15 protein-coding genes and 3 tRNA genes are annotated in these 17,480 nt (G+C 64.3%); 5 read left to right on the top strand and 13 right to left on the bottom strand.

Annotated elements, in window-relative coordinates; all coding sequences use genetic code 11:
• Window positions 1-3: 3 nt before the first annotated feature.
• Window positions 4-1,575, bottom strand: a complete 1,572-nt coding sequence (rny, locus tag IPL79_03760; protein ID MBK9070108.1) for a ribonuclease Y — start codon at window positions 1,573-1,575, stop codon at window positions 4-6.
• Window positions 1,572-2,180: a 5-formyltetrahydrofolate cyclo-ligase gene (locus tag IPL79_03765; GenBank protein MBK9070109.1), complete on the bottom strand. Its 609-nt coding sequence runs from the start codon at window positions 2,178-2,180 to the stop codon at window positions 1,572-1,574. The genes rny and IPL79_03765 overlap by 4 nt, the downstream gene beginning before the upstream one ends.
• Before the next feature lie 169 nt (window positions 2,181-2,349).
• Here IPL79_03765 and IPL79_03770 point away from each other — a divergent pair.
• The 4 genes from IPL79_03770 to IPL79_03785 all read left to right on the top strand — a co-directional run bounded on the left by IPL79_03770 (window position 2,350) and on the right by IPL79_03785 (window position 3,280).
• A tRNA-Lys gene (locus IPL79_03770) sits at window positions 2,350-2,421 on the top strand.
• Between the two features lie 13 nt (window positions 2,422-2,434).
• Window positions 2,435-2,509, top strand: a tRNA-Glu gene (locus IPL79_03775).
• Window positions 2,510-2,513: 4 nt separating this feature from the next.
• The gene (locus tag IPL79_03780) at window positions 2,514-3,170 is read left to right on the top strand and encodes a histidine phosphatase family protein (GenBank protein MBK9070110.1); all 657 of its coding nucleotides are present in this window, start codon (window positions 2,514-2,516) and stop codon (window positions 3,168-3,170) included.
• Window positions 3,171-3,204: 34 nt separating this feature from the next.
• A tRNA-Glu gene (locus IPL79_03785) sits at window positions 3,205-3,280 on the top strand.
• Here IPL79_03785 and IPL79_03790 read toward each other — a convergent pair.
• Both IPL79_03790 and modA read right to left on the bottom strand, forming a co-directional pair.
• A complete protein-coding gene (locus IPL79_03790) occupies window positions 3,262-4,545 on the bottom strand; it encodes an MFS transporter (protein MBK9070111.1) in 1,284 nt (427 codons plus the stop codon). The two genes, IPL79_03785 and IPL79_03790, sit on opposite strands and share 19 nt — an antisense overlap.
• A gap of 16 nt (window positions 4,546-4,561) precedes the next feature.
• Window positions 4,562-5,338 (bottom strand): molybdate ABC transporter substrate-binding protein, encoded by a 777-nt coding sequence (gene modA / locus IPL79_03795; protein MBK9070112.1) that lies wholly within the window; start codon window positions 5,336-5,338, stop codon window positions 4,562-4,564.
• A 115-nt stretch (window positions 5,339-5,453) separates the two neighbouring features.
• On the opposite strand from modA, the gene tkt reads away from it, so the two are divergent.
• Window positions 5,454-7,442: a transketolase gene (gene tkt / locus IPL79_03800; protein ID MBK9070113.1), complete on the top strand. Its 1,989-nt coding sequence runs from the start codon at window positions 5,454-5,456 to the stop codon at window positions 7,440-7,442.
• Between the two features lie 386 nt (window positions 7,443-7,828).
• Here tkt and IPL79_03805 read toward each other — a convergent pair whose 3' ends face one another.
• The 9 genes from IPL79_03805 to IPL79_03845 form a co-directional block, all read right to left on the bottom strand.
• Window positions 7,829-8,290: a hypothetical protein gene (locus tag IPL79_03805; GenBank protein ID MBK9070114.1), complete on the bottom strand. Its 462-nt coding sequence runs from the start codon at window positions 8,288-8,290 to the stop codon at window positions 7,829-7,831.
• A 50-nt stretch (window positions 8,291-8,340) separates the two neighbouring features.
• Window positions 8,341-9,075: a hypothetical protein gene (locus tag IPL79_03810; GenBank protein ID MBK9070115.1), complete on the bottom strand. Its 735-nt coding sequence runs from the start codon at window positions 9,073-9,075 to the stop codon at window positions 8,341-8,343.
• Between the two features lie 96 nt (window positions 9,076-9,171).
• Complete coding sequence (locus IPL79_03815) at window positions 9,172-10,218, bottom strand: hypothetical protein (protein MBK9070116.1); 1,047 nt, start codon at window positions 10,216-10,218, stop codon at window positions 9,172-9,174.
• Between the two features lie 52 nt (window positions 10,219-10,270).
• Window positions 10,271-11,911 carry a hypothetical protein gene (locus IPL79_03820; protein MBK9070117.1) on the bottom strand — a complete coding sequence of 547 codons (1,641 nt, stop codon included), beginning with the start codon at window positions 11,909-11,911 and terminating at the stop codon, window positions 10,271-10,273.
• Window positions 11,912-11,937: 26 nt separating this feature from the next.
• Complete coding sequence (locus IPL79_03825; protein ID MBK9070118.1) at window positions 11,938-13,404, bottom strand: insulinase family protein; 1,467 nt, start codon at window positions 13,402-13,404, stop codon at window positions 11,938-11,940.
• Window positions 13,401-14,774, bottom strand: coding sequence for an insulinase family protein (locus tag IPL79_03830; GenBank protein MBK9070119.1), 1,374 nt, complete (start codon window positions 14,772-14,774; stop codon window positions 13,401-13,403). Before IPL79_03830 ends, IPL79_03825 begins: the two co-directional genes overlap by 4 nt.
• 63 nt (window positions 14,775-14,837) lie before the next feature.
• Entirely contained in the window at window positions 14,838-15,572 is a 735-nt protein-coding gene (locus tag IPL79_03835; GenBank protein MBK9070120.1) for an ATP-binding cassette domain-containing protein, read from the bottom strand.
• Window positions 15,569-16,240 (bottom strand): molybdate ABC transporter permease subunit, encoded by a 672-nt coding sequence (gene modB, locus IPL79_03840; protein ID MBK9070121.1) that lies wholly within the window; start codon window positions 16,238-16,240, stop codon window positions 15,569-15,571. The genes IPL79_03835 and modB overlap by 4 nt, the downstream gene beginning before the upstream one ends.
• A 9-nt stretch (window positions 16,241-16,249) precedes the next feature.
• Complete coding sequence (locus tag IPL79_03845) at window positions 16,250-17,473, bottom strand: hypothetical protein (GenBank protein MBK9070122.1); 1,224 nt, start codon at window positions 17,471-17,473, stop codon at window positions 16,250-16,252.
• Window positions 17,474-17,480: the final 7 nt, after the last annotated feature.

A 17,480-nucleotide genomic window follows, 5' to 3' on the forward strand; every position in this document is an offset into this window, starting at 1 on the left:
TTGTTAGCGCGCATAGTCGGAGGCGCGCGTTTCGCGCACAACCACCACGCGGACGCCGCCGGCATACGCGGCCTGCTGCTCGATGGATTTGGCGATGTCTTTGGCGAGCAGCATGGCTGCCGCGTCGTCGAGCGAGGCGTTCTCGACCATGACGCGCACCTCGCGACCGGCTTGCAACGCGTAAACGCGATCGACGCCCTCGAACGACTGACACAGCTTTTCGAGGTCTTCGAGGCGTTTGACGTAGCTAGCGAGCGTCTCGCGGCGCGCGCCGGGGCGCTGCGCCGAGAGCGAGTTGGCCGCCGCAATGACGTGCTCGAGCACGCCCATCTCGCTGCTCTCGCTATGGTGGAGGCGAATCGCTTGGCAGACGCGTGGCGATTCGTTGTGCTTGCGCGCGAAGTCAGCGCCGACCGCGCCGTGATCGCCTTCGTGCTCGTGATCGATCGCCCGGCCGATATCGTGCAACAGGCCGGCGCGCCGCGCCAGCTTGACGTTGATGCCGAGCTCGGCGGCCATGAGGCCCGCGAGGTAGGCGACCTCGATCGAGTGATGCAGCACGTTTTGCGCGTACGACGAGCGAAACTTAAGGCTGCCCAGCGTCTTGACCAGCTCGGGATGCACCCGATGAATCCCTAGATCAAAACAAGCTTGTTCGCCGGCGGCCTTGCAGCTCTTGTCGACTTCTTTTTCGGCCTTCTTAACCGATTCTTCAATACGCGTTGGGTGAATGCGGCCATCGGCGACGAGCGAACTAATCGCCAGGCGCGCGACTTCACGGCGCATGGGATTAAAACAGCTAATCGAAATCGCCTCGGCGGTGTCATCGATGATGAGGTCGATGCCCGTCGCCGCCTCAAGCGCGCGGATGTTGCGACCTTCGCGCCCAATGAGCCGGCCTTTGAGGTCATCAGATGGCAGCGGGATCACCGACACCGTGCGCTCATGGACAAATTCGCTCGCATAGCGCGCAATCGCCGCGGCGATGATGGTGCGCGAGCGGGCGTGGGCCTCCTTGGCGGCCTCGTCTTCGATGCGCTTGAGCTCGGCCGCGACGCCGGCCTGCGCTTCACCGCGCAGCGCCTGCTCGAGCGCGGCCTTGGCTTGATCGGCCGAGAGGCCTGCCACTTGCTCGAGCCGCTCCTTGGCTTGTTTTTGCGCCTCCTCGGCCTTGGCGACGGCGGCCTCGGCCTGCTTTTGTCGGCCCTCAAGCGAGCGCTCCTTGCCCTTTAGGTCGGCTTCCTTGCGCTCGGCGTCTTTGCGCTGGCGCTCGGCATCGCGCAGCTTGGCCGCCAGCGCGGCCTCCTTGGTGGCCAGCTCTTCTTTGCGTTTGCTGAGGTCCTCTTCCAACGCGGCCTTGTGCTTGAGGGCCTGATCGCGCGCGTCGATCTCCGCGGTCTTACGCAGCGTAGCGATTTCAGCCTGGGCGGCGGTGCGCAGCCTCGCGGCCTCGCTCTCAGCAAGCTGGCGAGCATTGGTGGCAGGGCTGCGCTTGGCGCGAAAGATCACGGCGCCGACAGTCGCGCCTATAGCGATGCCGATGGCAATCGCGAGCAGAAGAAGCAAGGGATTCATGGGAGCGCTCCAATTTGATGGACTATGACGTCGCCGTCCACGTCGTCGCTGACGATTGCGTGCATCGGGATGTCGCCATCTGAGTCGGGAATCATAGGGATGAGTTGTTCGCGAAAACACACGCCAATAAAGCGCGTGGAGGATGAGAGTCGCGCCAAGGCGCGGTCGTAGTAACCAGCCCCGTATCCTAATCGGTGGCCGCGGCGGTCGAAACCCATTCCGGGCACAATGACGAGGTTCAGATCGCTTGCGCCCAGACGGGGCGAGTCCCGGTGCGGCTGCAAGAGCTGCCATGGGCCAGGCTCGGTTGGCTCCCCGACGTGGAAGTGGATGTCGCGACGGTCGAGCAAGGGGAATGCCCATCGGATGGTTTTGTCGGGTAGGCTCATGTGGCGCAGGGGCGCGAGATCCACCTCGGACTGAATGGCACAGTAGGTGGCGATGGTCAGTTCGTGGCCTGCCATGGCGGCCACGAGGTCGCGCAGCCCGGCACAAATCCCCGCGGATCGCACCGCACGATCGCTGGGCGCAAGGGCATCACGTGCCGCTCGTAATTGCTGGCGGAGCATCCGCTTGGTCGCTGTGGGCGTGGCGTGGCGTTCCACGGACTCGACGATACCAAGGCATCGTCACGCCGACGGGCAGCGGCACGGGCATTCGCCAGGTTTCGAGCAGTTGCAAATAAGGGCGTTCGCGGTGGCGATCTTTTTGGTGTCAAACCGCCGGCAAAGACTTGCCAGGCTAGCCAAGTTCGGGCATAAGTCTCCACCTACCGGGCCTATAGCTCAGCGGTAGAGCATCGGCCTTTTAAGCCGGTGGCCGATGGTTCGAATCCATCTGGGCTCACAACTTAATAGTCGGCCCCATCGTCCAGCGGTTAGGACACCGGCCTTTCACGTCGGTAACACGAGTTCGAATCTCGTTGGGGTCACCATCGCATGCGGATTTTTTTAGTTCGCCATGGCGAGACAACATGGAACGCCGAGGGGCGTTACCAGGGACGAACGGACACCCATTTGGCGCCCGCTGGCATCGAGCAGGTGGCCGCACTTGGCGCCCGCTTGGCAGACGTCGACTTCGCCTATGCGGTGGCGTCTCCCTTGAGGCGGGCCCAGGATACGGCGCAGGCGATCTTGCGCGCAAATCGAGGGGCGGTCGTGCCAACTCTGCACACGGACGCCGACTTGATCGAAATTTCGCACGGCGCATGGGAAGGCAAGCTGGCGACCGATGTGAGCCGCGACGACGCCGCCATGTTCGCGGCGTGGCGCGGTCGCCCGCCGGCGACGATGGCGGCAGGGCCCGGAGGCGAATCGCTGGCGCATGTTGGGGTGCGCGCGGCGGCGGCGGTGCAGCGCGCGTGCGCGGCCGCAAGCGGCGAAAACATTCTCATCGTCGCGCATGACGCGGTGAATCGCGTCATCTTGTGCGATGCGCTCGGGCTGTCCTACGAGCACGTGTGGTCATTCGATCAGGCGCCAGCGACGTTGAATACGTTGCGCGGCGCGCGCGCGGGCGAGCTGATCGTGGTGCGACTTAACGACGCCTCGCACGTGTGCCCCATCGACGGCGATCGCGTGCATGGCGCGCTGTAGCCCGCTGCGCGTGGGTCGTGCTAGGTTGCCGATCGACCCTATGGTCTAGCAGGCTTAGGACGCTGGTTTTCTCAAACCGGAAACGTGTGGTTCAAATCCCACTAGGGTCGCTAGGCAGCGCAGGCTCGGCACGTCGCGCCCGTCCCGCCTTAACGACGCTCCAAATCATGGCGGGCGTCGCGAGCGTGAGGCCGACGGCGATGGCGATCAGCCAGTCGACGTGCAGCAAGGGCTCCACTTGCGCCGAGGCGGGCGCGACCGCGATTTCGCCGACCACCGCGCTAGTTCCAAGGATTACCGCCGAAAGCATCGCGGCGGCGGCGGCGGCGAGGTTTTGTGCCGATGAAAGTGCCGACATAAATTGCCCGCGTTCATGTGGCGCCGGCACCTGCGACGTCGCGGTGGTCATCGGCACCATGCGCGGCCCGCCGCTGCACATAAAGAGGATAAAGGTAAGCAACACCGGCAGCGCGGGCGCAGGTCCCGTCATGCCCAGCAACAAGGCGGCGAGCAGCATGACATTGCCGACGATGGCGACCGGAAGGGCCCCCAGGCGGTCGACCAACTTCCCGCTGGCCGCGATAAAAACGACGTTGAGCAAGCCACCGATGAGGTAGAGCGATTCCAGATTCGCGCGCTCGTAGCCGCGGTTGCCTTGGAAATAGGCTGATAGGTTGGGGATGATCAAAAATATGGTGAACGACTGCACCGCGGCCAGGGCAAACGACATGGCCACGCCCGGGCGGCGCAGCAGCGCGTTGGTCGCGATGCTCGCCCGGCTCGTCGCCAGATGCGCCGTGAGCGAGGGCAGCATCGTGCGTGCGATGATGGCCGAGCCAACCACCAAAGCGGCGACGCCGAGAAACGGCGCGTGCCAGCCACCCACGCGCGCCAGCCATAACCCGGTAGGCACGCCAAGAATCGACGCAAACGAAAATCCACCCATGAGCGTTGCCATGGCGCGGCCGCGCCGCTCAAACGGCACGACATCCGCGATGATGGCCATGCAGATCGCCGTGGCGGGGCCGCCAAAGGCTCCCGCCAAAAAGCGCGCGGCAAGCAGGCTCCAGAAATCAAACGCCAGCGCGCCGCTCGCGGTGCCGATGGCCAGCCCCACCAGCGCCATGACGAGCGCCGATCGCCGATCAAAACGATCGAGGAAGCGCGCGGCGATAATGCCGGCGATCGCGGCGGCGAGCATGTACACGCCGCCAACATAGCCGAGCTGGCTGGGTGGCATCGCCAAGGCGCGCGCGAGGTCCGGCCCCAGTGGCATGACCATGACAAAGTCGACGATATTGGCGAATTGGACAAACGCCAGCAGCAAGACGATGGAGCGCTCGCGCGGGTTGGCAGCTCCAATGGATGCGGTCACACGCCGCGATTTAGCACTAGCTCGCGGGCGACGCTACGGCTGGGGGCGGCGCAAAGCCATGCTTGGCCAAGATTGCCTGCCCAGCGGGTGAGGTCACAAACTCGACGAAGGCGCGGCCACCGGCGAGGTTTTTGCCGCCCTTGCAGGCCGAGGTGGCCTGTGTGAGGGGTTGGTGCCATCCCGGATCAATAGGCGTAAACACACCGTCGTCGGCGTGTTTGGCAAGCGACAAGGCGACGATGGCGACGTCGACGTTGCCGCTTTGGGCATATTGCAGGGTCTGGCGGATGTTTTCGCCAAACACCAACTTGGGATACACCGCCTCCCAGATGCCGGCGTGTTGTAAGGCTTGCTTCGCGGCTACGCCGTACGGCGCATGATCGGGATTGGCGATCGCAATTTTGCGAATCGATGCATCGGTCAGGGTCGCGAGCGCGGGTGCCGGCGCTTTGGACTTGGCTACCCAAATCACCACATTGCCCTGCGCATATAGCGCCTTGCTCGCACCTTCGCAGGCGCCGGCGGCGATGGCCTGGTCGAGAAACGCGACATTGGCCGCGAAGAACGCGTCATAGGGTGCACCCTGTGCGAGCTGCTTGGCGAGCTGGCCGGTCGAGCCCAGCGTCGCATTGACCTTGATGCCGTGCGCCTTGGTGAAGGCTGGCCCCAGCTCCTCAAAAGCGATCGCCAGATCGGACGCGGCCGCGACGGTGATTTCCCCGGCCTCGCTTGCGGCGCGTTGGCCGCAACCACTCGCGGCCAAGGTAGCAAGCAACAGCAGCATCTTTGTCATCGCCCCTTGGTTTATATCGCTTCGCACAGCCATGCAATGGTCGCGTTGTCGTGTTGCGCGAGCATCGCGGCTGGGCCCCTTCTGCTAGGGGTTTGCCCTATGTTACATTTTTGTGATGAAGGCACCCGCCGCGTTTGGCCCCCCCGATTTGCTCGCTGTGAACACGTTGCGGACGCTGTCGATCGACGCGGTAGAAAAGGCAAATTCGGGCCACCCAGGCCTGCCGCTTGGCGCGGCGCCGATGGCGTACGTATTGTGGCGACACTTTTTGAACGTCGATGCCAAGCACGTGACCTGGGCCAATCGCGATCGCTTTGTTTTGTCCGCCGGGCATGGCTCGGCGCTGCTTTATTCGCTGCTCCATCTCGCTGGGTTTGACGTGTCCCTTGATGACCTCAAGCAGTTTCGCCAGTGGGGCGCCAAGACGCCGGGCCACCCGGAATTCCACGACACGCCGGGCGTCGAAGCCACTACCGGTCCGCTTGGGCAGGGCACGGCTAACGCGGTCGGCATGGCGCTCGCGGAGCGCATGCTCGCGACGATGTACAATCGCCCCGGGTTTGAGATCGTCAATCATCGCACGTGGGCGTTAGTCGGCGATGGCGACCTCATGGAAGGCATTGCCTACGAGGCGGCCTCTTTGGCAGGGCATTGGAAACTTGGCAAGCTCACCTATTTGTACGACGCCAACGACGTCACGCTGGATGGCCCGGCGTCACTCATTTTCACTGAAGACGTAGCGGCGCGGTTTGTTGCGTGCGGCTGGCATGTCGAGACGGTTGCGAAAGGCGATGACGATCTTGCCGGGCTCGCGAATGCCATGACCATTGCGACGACGCAGGAAAAGCCGACGCTCATCATCGTCAAGACGACGATTGGGTTTGGTTCGCCCAAGAAGCAGGGCAGTTGCGCCTCGCACGGATCACCGCTTGGCGCCAGCGAGGTCGCCGCCACCAAGCGCACGCTAGGGTGGGATGAGCAGGCGCAGTTTTTGGTGCCCCCGGCGGCGCGCGAAGAATTTGCGACGAGCGCCGCGCGCGGCGCGGCGGCCCATGCGGCGTGGAACGAGCTGTTTGCCAAATGGGGTGCGGCGCATCCCGAGTTGTTGGCGCAATGGCGCGCGGGCGAAAGCGGCACGCTAACGAGCGCACAACTGGCTGCGTTGCCGGGCTACGACGCCGGCAAGGCCATCGCGACCCGCACCGCATCTGGCCAACTGCTCGGCAAGGTCGCCGAGTTGGCGCCGTGGCTCGTCGGCGGCGACGCCGACCTTGGCGGCTCGACCAAAACCATCGTCGCGGGCGGTGATTTTGATGGCGCGCGCGGCCGCAATGTGCGCTTTGGCGTGCGCGAACATGCGATGGGGGCGATCGCTAACGGCATCTGTTATCACGGTGGCCTGCGGCCGTACACCTCGACCTTTTTTGTCTTCTCGGACTATCTGCGGCCGGCGGTGCGTTTGGCGGCGCTCGGGCATTTACCGCAGCTATTTATTTGGACGCACGACTCGGTGGGCCTTGGCGAAGATGGCCCGACACATCAGCCGGTCGAGCAATTGGCGTCGCTGCGCGCGATGCCGGGGCTGATCACGTATCGCCCCGCGGATGCCAACGAAACGCTCGCCGGTTGGCGGATCGCGATGGCTGGCGCGCGCGGCCCCGTTGCGTTGGTGCTGTCGCGCCAGGACTTGCCCGTGGTTTCGCCAAAGGACACCGCGGGCGCCGAGCGCGGCGCCTATGTGCTGCGCGACGCCGCTGATCCCAAGGCGCTCATCCTGGCAACGGGGTCCGAAGTTGCCATCGCACTTGGCGCGGCTGAGGAATTGGCGAGCGCGGGCATCGCAGTGCGCGTGGTGTCGATGCCGAGCTGGGAGCTGTTTGCGGCGCAACCCGTGGCCTATCGCGAGCAGGTATTGCCTCGCGGCGTGACCGCACGCGTTTCGCTGGAGGCCGGCACGACCTTTGGCTGGCATCGCTGGGTTGGCGATCGCGGCATCGCGATCGGCGTCGACCGCTTCGGCGCATCTGCGCCCGGACCGACGATCTACGAAAAATTTGGCCTTACGCAAAAAGCCGTCGTGGACGCGGTGAAGTCGCTGCTGTAAGCAGCGGGCTGCACCTGTTGAGTAGCCGCACCGCGACTCCCTGCGCATCGCTAGGCGATTAGGCGCCGGGCGCGGCGTTAGATGGCCAGCGCCCCGGCGCTCCATCGCACGCTATGCGACACCTCAGACAGTTCCATGGCGCCCATGGTCGTCAGAAGGTTTAACGATGGTGCTGGCTCGTCCCCGGCCCCGGGCTTTCCAGGGGCCCGGGCCGGGGGCAGAGTTTGCGCGCTTGGTGATTTCGGTGGCGTTGTCGGCGCCGCGAAGCACTAGTGCCGAATCAATGAAGTCATTTGGTTTCGAATCACGGCCAGTCGGTAGCCGCGCGCCCACTTTACGCCGGCCATTCGCAGCGTCGCACGCTCAACGAACCAGTTGACCGTTCCCTAATGGACCTTGGGAGGCCTGGGCTCGTTGATGGCGTCAATAACCATCGATGCCAGCGAATGGTCCAGAGAACTCGGCCATTCAGCTTGGGTGACTTGGACAATTTGCACGTACCCCTCCGAATATGGGCACTTAGCGGTCAGCCTGTGGCTCTCACCACCTGATCCACCGTCTTCGCGATCACGTCTCAATAAACAACGACGGCCCGCCGCGCTCTTGGTTTCCAACCACTCGCCCGCAGGCAATTCGGCCCGCTGCTGCAATGTGATGTGCGCTACTTTGGGGTTGCGGGTGTCGAGGCTTGCGGTGTCCCGCACGACGAAGCCATCAGCGATTTGTGACGCGGCAAACCCTGGGGGCAGTTGCAGCGAAAGCCCATTGGAGTGCTTGTACTCGATGTGGTTGGTTTTGGTCGGAGGTGCCGTGGCGCTTGAACAAGCTTGCAGCAAGAGTCCCAGCAATAGGAAAGCATTGCTTCGCATCACTGCCTCGGCGTCGTTCTAATCGCGCGCTATTCGGCCGAAGGAGTGGTCGCTGGTGGAGCGCTTGGCGCGGCTGCGGCAGCAGGCGCTACGGGTGCGGCGGCTTGTGGGCGTGGGCCACGAGGACCACCGCCGGGACCGCCAGCGCCACCTCCACCGGGACGACCTGGACCGCGGCCATCAGGACGACGGCCAGGTGGGCCCTTGCGCGGACGATCGGGGCGAGTATCGTTAGGATCGCGCGGCGCGCGGGTCCATTGCCAGCCCATGCCGGCGCGGGGAATCTCAGCAAAATTCACGCGCTCGGAGGGGCCGGTGTCTTTGCTACCGCCGGCTTTCAGCGCGCCGAGGCCGCGTGGCTTCTCGGCCCTGGGGCGATCGCCGCCGCCACCACCACCACCGCCGCCACGCTTATCGCCGCTCTTGCCCTTGTCGCGACCAGGACGGTCGTTACTGCGGGCGGGGGCCGCGCCGCTCTTAGGCGTCGGCGCACGATTTACGACATAGTGAAATTCGCCTTTTGAAATGGCGCCTTGCGGACCCGCTTCGCCTTGAAACACGCGGACCAAGCGCAGGGTTTCGATCGCATCACCGACGATTTCGACGGCCTCGATGACCCGCGGCACGCGCTCGGCGGGGATGCCGAGTTGGGTTTGCAGCGCCTCGGCGAGGGCGTCGCCTTCCAGGCCGGCGGCGACGGCAGCTTTGTGCGCGTCCGCGGCGCGGCGCAAGGCGACTTGCGAAAATTCGGTAAGTGTCTTCATAGGAGTCCTTAAGGGCCGTCCTATACCACGTAGGTGGGGCGAATCAATACAGAGTCGCGCCTCGTGGGGCGGGGCGACCCAAAACCAGGCCGAAGCCTAGTTTGCGCCTACGGAGCCAGATGCTGACGCTGACACCTCAACCGAGACGGAAATTGAGGCATTCACCTCGGTGACCGAGCGGGCAACCGCCGCGACCTGGCCCGTGAAACACATGGCTTGGGAGCGAAATTCCGACGCTAGATCACGGCCCGAGCTGGCGAGTTCACCGGCCGCCTTGGCCCACGTGCGCGTCGCCGCGCCCAGCGATTCAAGGCGCGCGCCGGCTGAGAGGATGGTTGGAATGCCGGCGCGCATCGCGGCAAAGGCCGCGTCCGCCTTGGACTTGTCGAGCATGACGCCGGCCTTGGCGCTAACGTCGAGCTTGGCGGGGGTGCAGGTCGCCTCGATCGAGGCGGAAACCTCGGCCTTCGCGCGGCATTGACCTTCCGCCTTGACATCGGCATGGCCGCTACATTCGCCTTCGCAGCTACCTTCGCAGGTACCATCGCATTGGCTATTGCATGAGGTTCCCGACTTGCTGCTGCCCTCGCACGTGCCATCGCATTTGCCGTTGCAGGTGCCCGAGCATTGGCCGGAGCACTGCACCTCGATGTCGGCGGACGCCTTGCCTTCGCACTTGGCTGCCGCGCTCGCCGCGGCCTTCATGTTCACCGTGCAAACGGCGGGCGTATATTTGATATTGACCTTGGCGCCGGCCTTGATGCCAACCTTGCGGAAATCGCTCAGCGTCGCAAAGGCGGATGTGCAAATCGTCTTGGTGTCGCCGCTAAGTTGGGCGGCCGACAGCTGCAGCTCGCGCCCCATCGCGATGCACGCGTCCTTAATCGTAGATTCCACCGACGTGGCGGCCTTCTGGAGGTCCGCCGAGGCGTCGATAAATGCCATGTACTTGCGGCCGACGTCGCTGCCCGACAGATCGCCACACGCGTTGCTTTCGAGGGAGTTGCCGTCGTTGCCGGCCAGGCCGCCGACGCCGGGCACGCTCGATTTGCCTGGCAGCTTGCTGCAGGCGACGAAGATAGCGCCCGCGGCGACGATCGCGCCAAGGCAGAGAGAGATACGACGAGGGTGCGCTTTAATCATGCGCGCATCCTACAGGCTGCGCCTCGCGCATGAAACGCCAACGCGGAGTTAGTTAAGGGCGACCAGGGCGATACCGATTTTCGGTCACCCAGGGCGACCAATTGACACCGCGCGGCATGGTGACCAAGCTGGCTGCCGGGTACACGAGGCATTCGTGATTCGGGTCGAGCACTAGGCTCGCCACTTCAAAGCTGGGCAACGCGAGATCTGCCTCCCACGTCGCGATCGGCGCGCCATCGTTCCAAAGATCGACGCTAACTAATTGGGACTCGCTTTGATCCGCGGACATAAGGCCAACGCTGAAACGGCAGGCGAGTGGCACCGCCTGGGCGTTGGTGGCCTGCACCGTCAGCTTGTAGAAGCCATTTGCGACGCCGCCGGTAAGTTGGATGCGATGCCACGCCGGCGCGCCAGTACCGTAAATCCAGGCATCAGCGTAGGCATCCAGCGAGAGCTCAGTGGTCTGCTCTAGCGCGGCGACGACCTCGTCAACCGAGAGCGCCCGCTGTGCGCCGAGCAGCGTCTGCAGCGCGGCAAGTACGTCATCGCGCGAGGTGAGGCGTTCGAGCTGGCGAAACAGCACCATCGGCCCCGGGCCGTAAACGTGACCATAATAAGTAAAAAGGGCGGGCTGCTCCTCGGGCACCGGGTGGTATGCGGCGCCGTTGGAATACGCCTTCCAACCTGCGCGCGTCAGCCGAGCGAGTTCGCCGTCGGTTTCATCTTCGTAGACAAACGACAGATACTCGGCCATGGCCTCCTTCCACACAAAGTCGTAGGTCGAGGCCAGGGTGGTCTGATCGCCGGCCCACTGGTGAACAATTTCGTGCAGCAAGGTGTGGACGGCATCTTCGTCGCCGCCAAGCGCCGAGACGAGGGCATCGTCGAGCACGATGTTGCCGGGGTGTTCAAAGCCAGCCCAGTACGTTGGCGCGACGACGATACGCAGCTCGTCGCCATAGGGATACGGCCCAAAGCGTTCGCTCATCCAGGCCATGAAGTTTGCAAAATAGTCGGCATTGATCACATCGAGCACGCGGCCGCCGGCGCGTTCGAACCCGGTTACGGCGACGCCGTCCCAGGTGCCAAGCGATCGCGAGGTCCAGCGGTCATAGGCGATGATGCCCATGGTGCTGTATAGCGGGCCGCCGGCGCTGGAAAAATTGCAGATGGTCTGGGTGGGCGAGGTGGAGATGTCACCTGGACAAAGCACCGTGAGCTCGGCCGGATGCGCCACGACGAAGCGGTAGGTGGCGAAACGATCGGGCGCGGGATCACAGATTCCAAGGCGCGCGCATTGTGCCACCCAATTGAGCATGTAGTAAAAATTGCCGCCGCCAATGCTGCGGGAGGAAAAGCCAACCTGACTTGCGCCCAGCGTCTCGGCGGGAATGACCGAGCTATACGAGATGGTCAGCGCGTCACCTGCATAAAAGCCGGGCCCGCAGATGGTTAGCTCGGTATTGTCGTCAGCGGTATACGTCGTCGTCGCCGCCTCGCCATTGACGCGGACATCTGTGAGCGCGCGCGTAGCATCGGCCAGCGCAAAGCAGTTGCCATCGCTGGTCGCGGTGGCGGTTAACGTGCCTTGCGTGGCGCGCGAAATAAGATCGAGCGCTAGCTCATAGTGGGCTATCTCCACCGTGGCATCGCCCGTGGGCGCCGCGCCGCCGCAACCGAGAACGAGTGCCACGCTCGCCACAACGCCGTGCCGGGGGATCATGGACCGACGACCTTTGCGTCCGCATTGACGTAAACGACAGGCATGCCAAGCACGCCCAAATCGCCTATCGCGGCGCGATCGCCAACGACGACGATGGTGAAATGACGCCACGACTCCGCGACGGTACGCTGAGCCTGCTCGGCGCGCACAGCCGCGATTTCGGCCTGGGCGGTGCGAAGCGTCGCCAGTGGCCGAGCTTGGACGACGATGTCGCGCAGCGCGCGCGCGACGTCGCCGTTGGTCTCGAATTGGTGGGGGAATGAGCGCATGAGAAAACGCTTAGTCTTCTGTAGCTCTAGATCGGGCAAGGGCGTCGTGCGCGTATGGTCTTTGATGGCAAGGATTTGGCGCACGGCATCGACCGTGTTGGCGGTCTTGATCGAGCTAGAGACCAGCAGCAACGTCGCCGCGCGCAGGCGCATGACGCTGGACGAGATGCCATAGGTGTAACCGAGTTGCTCGCGCAGCGTGCCATTTAGGCGTGACGCAAACGTGCCACCGAAGGCCGTATTAACTACCTCGACGCCCGCGCGCTGATCGTCGGCATGGGCCGCATGGGGGGTGCCCGCGTAAATGACGGCCTGTTCAGTGCCGGGCTTATCGAAGACGTAAATCGTCGAGGTCGACGGCAGGGCCGGGGCCACAGGGCGCGGCGAGGGCAAGGGTGGTCGCCGGGCCTGCCAACTCGCAAATCGCCTATCGACCATTTTGCGCACGTCCTTGGCGGCGACGTCGCCCACGATAATCAAGCACGCCGCTGCGGGCTGGTAATGCTGCTCATGGAAATCGTGAACGTCCTGCAAAGAAATTGCTCGCAGCGTCTCGGGCAGTCCGATCACCGGATTGCCGTAGGGATGCGCCGCCCCAAATGCGAGACGATGCCACAGAAACGCCGCCATGCGACCCGGTTCCTGGTCGCGGCGCAAGACGTTCTCAAGTTGGATATGGCCTAGTCGCTCAAAGTCACCGCGCGGCAGCAGCGGGTTGGCCACCATGCGCGCCATCAGCTCGAGCGTCGGCTCAAGCGTCGCGGCCAGGGTTCGCACGCTCACGGTGCTGGTGTCACGACCAACAACCACCTCAAGCACGGCCCCCAGCTCTTCCAGTCGCTCGGCAAAGGTATCGCGCGTATAAATATCGGCGCCCTGAGTGAGCAGGTCACCCGTCAGTTGGGCCAAGCCTGGCGTGCCGCTGGCTGCGCCAGCTTGGAGGGCAACCAACGCAACGCTCACTAGCGGCACGCCACGTCGCTGCGCCACCACCACGCGCAGGCCGTTTGGCAGCGTAAATTCCTCAAGGTTTGGCGGGGCGAATGGAGCCTCCGCTGATGCAGGAGGGATTTTGGCCCAATCCACGCCGGCCGTTTCCCACGGAACGGCTGGACGGGGGGCCGGATCGGCTACGGCGAGGGCGTGGTGTGAGCTACACGCGATGAACGCCGCCAACGCCAACTGCAATTTCATGGAATTCCTTTCGCGGCCAGGGCCGGTCGAATATAGAGGTGCAGCGCCGCGCTCGGTGCCAGCCAGGTGCGCGCCAGGCGCTGCAAATCAGCCGAGGTGACGGCGTCGAGTTGCCGTAGATCTTCGATGGCATAGCGCGGATTGCCGGTATAGGCCGCGTATTCGGCGAGGGTTTCGGCGCGCGAGATGAGCGCCTCGATGCCCCGCAGCAGGCTGCTCTTGATCATTTGGCGTGCCCGGATGAGTTCCGGCTCCGTCGCGCCATCCGCTGCGATGCGGGCGAGCTCCTCGGTGACGACCGCGGCCATGGTGCTCGCCGCGACGCCGTCGCGGCCAACCGTGTGGATATGGAACTCGCTGCCCAGGCGCATCGTGTCGACAAACGCGGCGACCTCGATCGCGAGTTGATCGGTGATCGTCAGCCGCCGCACGAGCCGGCTCGATTCACTGCCACCGAGGATATACGCAAGCACTTGCATCGCGACGATGTCCTCGCTGTAAGCTGGGGGCGCTCGCCATACCATGATGGCCTTATCGGCCGAGACGTCGTCGGTCGCCTCATGGAGGCGCGGGCCGGCCAGTGGCGTAACCGCCTCGGCGACGCTGGTCACGGGCCGCGCCGCTGATGGCATCCATGCAAAGTAGGTGTCTATCAGGCGTCGGGCCGTGGCGACGTCAAAATTTCCGACGACGACGAGCGTCGCATTGGCGGGGATATAAAAGGTTCGCCAGAAGTCCTCGACATCGGCGAGCGTGGCCGCCGATAGATCGGCCATGCTGCCAATGGTTGGGTGGGCGTTGCCGTGCCCTGCCGGCCAGAGCAACTCGGGTAAGGCGAGATCCGCCATGCCGTAGGGACGGTCTTCGTACGACTGCCGTCGCTCATTCTTCACGACGTCACGCTGGTTGTCGAGCGTCGCTTGCGTCACCGCGTCCCAAAGCCCGGCCATGCGATCGGCCTCAAGCCACAGCGCCAAGGCGAGCTGGCCCGATGGCAATTGTTCGAAATAGTTGGTGCGGTCGTTGTTGGTCGTGCCGTTGTTCACGCCCCCAGCTTCCTCGAGCAAGAGGTCGAACTGGCCGTCGCCCACGTGCTTTGAGCCCTTGAACATCACGTGTTCAAAGAGATGCGCAAAGCCAGTCTTGCCGGCGACCTCATCTTTGGAGCCGACGTGATACCAAACGTGGACCACGACCGAGCCGACCGAGGGATCTGGCTGGAGAATGATCTCAAGCCCATTGGCTAGGCGATAGTGCTCGATGGTGAGCGCCGCCATCGGATCATGGGGGTGCCGCACGGCAGAGGCGCGCGACTGACAGCCGACGGCCAGCAGGGCGCAGGCCAACACGGCGCAGCGTGGGTTTCTCATGTTGTGGAATGTGGCGAACAGCTCATGCTTTGACAAGCCTTGATATGGGTTTTGTCCCCACCATCACGCCGGAAATGGCGTCGGGCGGCGCAGCCGCTGCGAGGCGCGAGGCGGCGTGGCGGTCAGGCGTCCCTCGCGTACGTACAAGACGCGGTCAGTTAACGCGGCGGCCTCACTGGACGAATGCGTGACAAACACCGCAGGCACCCCGACCTCGGCGACCACTTGCTTGACGACCTCGGCGAGGGCCACGCGCAGCTCAAAATCGAGCGACGAAAATGGCTCGTCAAACAGCATGACGGTGGGGGCGATGGCAAGCGCGCGTGCCAGCGCCACGCGCTGCGCCTCACCGCCGGAATAACTCGCCGGCTTGCGCTGCGCGAGGTGGCTCACGCCAAGGCGCGCAAGCAAGTGCGTGGCCGTCGCCTCTTGCGCCTCTCGCGAGCTGGTTTGGTAAAGGCCGTAGCGTACGTTTTGCTGCGCCGTCAGATGTGGAAACAACGCCAGCCTCTGAAAGACAAAGGCGACACGCCGCTTTTCGATCGCAAGGTCGACGCCGACGCTTGCCGCACCTGGTGCGGACGAAGGGGCGCGAAACCAAGTCGCGTCGCCAAGTGAAATCGTCCCCTCGGCAGGCCTGGAAATGCCCGCGATGGCGGCGAGCAAGGAGCTCTTGCCTGAGCCGGATGGCCCGAGCAGACACGTGATGCCGGGCGGAAACGCCTGCGCCGCGACGAGCTGGAACCCGCCAACATGCCGCAGCGTTACATCCACTAGCAGCGACGCCGCGGTGGTCACGGTGGCAGGCCTTGTTTACCGCGCATGGACAAGCGATTGGCACCATACATAAGCAAGATGGCGCTGATCGTCATGGCAACGACCATGGCCTCGGCGCGGCGGTCGTGGCCGGCTGCGATTTGGTTGTAGACGTAGATGGCGCCGGTTTCGGTGCGTCCCGGCACCGAGCCAACGAGCATCCAGGTGACGCCGAAATCACCGAGGCTTTTGGCAAAGCCAAGCATCGTTGCGCTCAAGATACCGGGCGCGGCGATGGGCAGCGTGACGGTAAGGAAGGCGCGCCATTTGCTTGCACCAAGCGTGCGCGCGGCCAGCGGCAAAATTGGGTCGACGCCCTCAAGCGCCGGGCGCGTACCCTTGATGATGAGCGGCAGCGCCCCGACGACGGCGGCTACGGTAGCGCCCGTAATGGTAAACGCAATCGATGACCCTGTCAGCGCGTGATAAAAGCGTCCCACCGCGCTATTGGGTCCTAGCGATACCAGCAGATAATAGCCAAGCACGGTCGGCGGCAGGACCATGGGGGCCGTGACAATCGCATCAAGCAGGTGGCGTCCGCGCAGATTGCGATGGCTCAGCAGCCAGGCCAGCGCCACGCCCAGGGGCAGCGCAATCAAGGTGGCGACGCCGGCGACGCGAAACGATAAGAGATAGGGCGCCCACTCCACGTGCGCCGATTACGGCACCGTCGGCGGCGCGAAACAAGCCGCGAGGTCGGTTTTTTGCGCCAGCGCAAAGAGCGGTTCGGCGCGGCAGCCCTCGGCGCGGCAACGCCACAGGATGCGATTATTGGGGATGTCAAAATCGAGTTCGCTTGCGAGCAGGGCGTTGCCACCGAGGACGCCATCGAGTTCGGCGAGCTCATCTTCGCGTAGCTCGGCGCGCAAACCCTGTAGCAACGGCAAGGCGTCGGGAACCACCAAAAAGTCGATCCCCGCGGCTGGCGCGATGCCAACATGCGCGGGCAGGTTGATGCACAAATCCGAATTGTCGCAGGCGTCTCCGGCAAGGACCCGGGCGCGCCTCACCAACGATTCGCACGCGCCCCCCGCGTCACCCGTCGTGGTCGACGGCTTGGACGTAAGCTCTAGCCGTGGCAGCACCGCCGCGCGACCGCTGATGCGCGTGCCCGCATAGTACGTTTGCGACGCGGGCAGATCCGCCAGCATCGGCAGTGAAGGGTCGGCGAGGCGAAGCCGCTCATAGGTTGCTTCGCCGAGCAAGCTAGTCGCGATTCCCGTGGATATTGTGAACATCGTGTTTACGCCGGCGCCGGAGCTCGTCGTCGAAATCGAGCCATTGACACAGCCATCAAGGACCGGGCGACGGGCGCCAAGGACGACCGGCGTGCCGCGGACATAGATGGTGCCGCCACCGTAATAGGGCGCCGTGAAGACGGCATCGCACTCGCGAGAACGTTCGAGCGTGGTGCCGACGATGTCGGGAAACAGGTAAAGCACTTGGGCGACGAAATTGATGCGCAAGGCGTTGCCCGCCAGCGCGTCGGCGCCAATGACGGCTTCGATCGGGGTCGTCGCGTCTGCCGGTCCCGCGAGGCAGGTGGCCGCGCCGCAAAATGCAAATCGAAAAAAGCCACCCAGCGCGGCACGCGGCGCGCCGTCTGGCCCTTGCGCGTAGAGGTACAGCGTTTCGGCGCGGCGCTCGATCGGCTCCCCAAGCGCCGCCTGGCGGACGGTCAGCGGCGACAGCACGTCGATGAGCGCGGGCTTTGCGGCCTCATCGCTGGTGGCAACGCGCGCCACGATCATGCCACCCGCGGCATTCACCTCAATGGCGCGGGCGTCGCTGACGTTTTCATCGCGGGCGCAGCTGGCCAACGTCAACGCGATGGCGCCTGCGCAGACGCGGCGCACCGTGGAGCGAATGACCGCGCGCTGCATCCGACGC

This window comes from Myxococcales bacterium, from assembly GCA_016716835.1.
Classification (GTDB): domain Bacteria; phylum Myxococcota_A; class Polyangia; order Haliangiales; family Haliangiaceae; genus JADJUW01.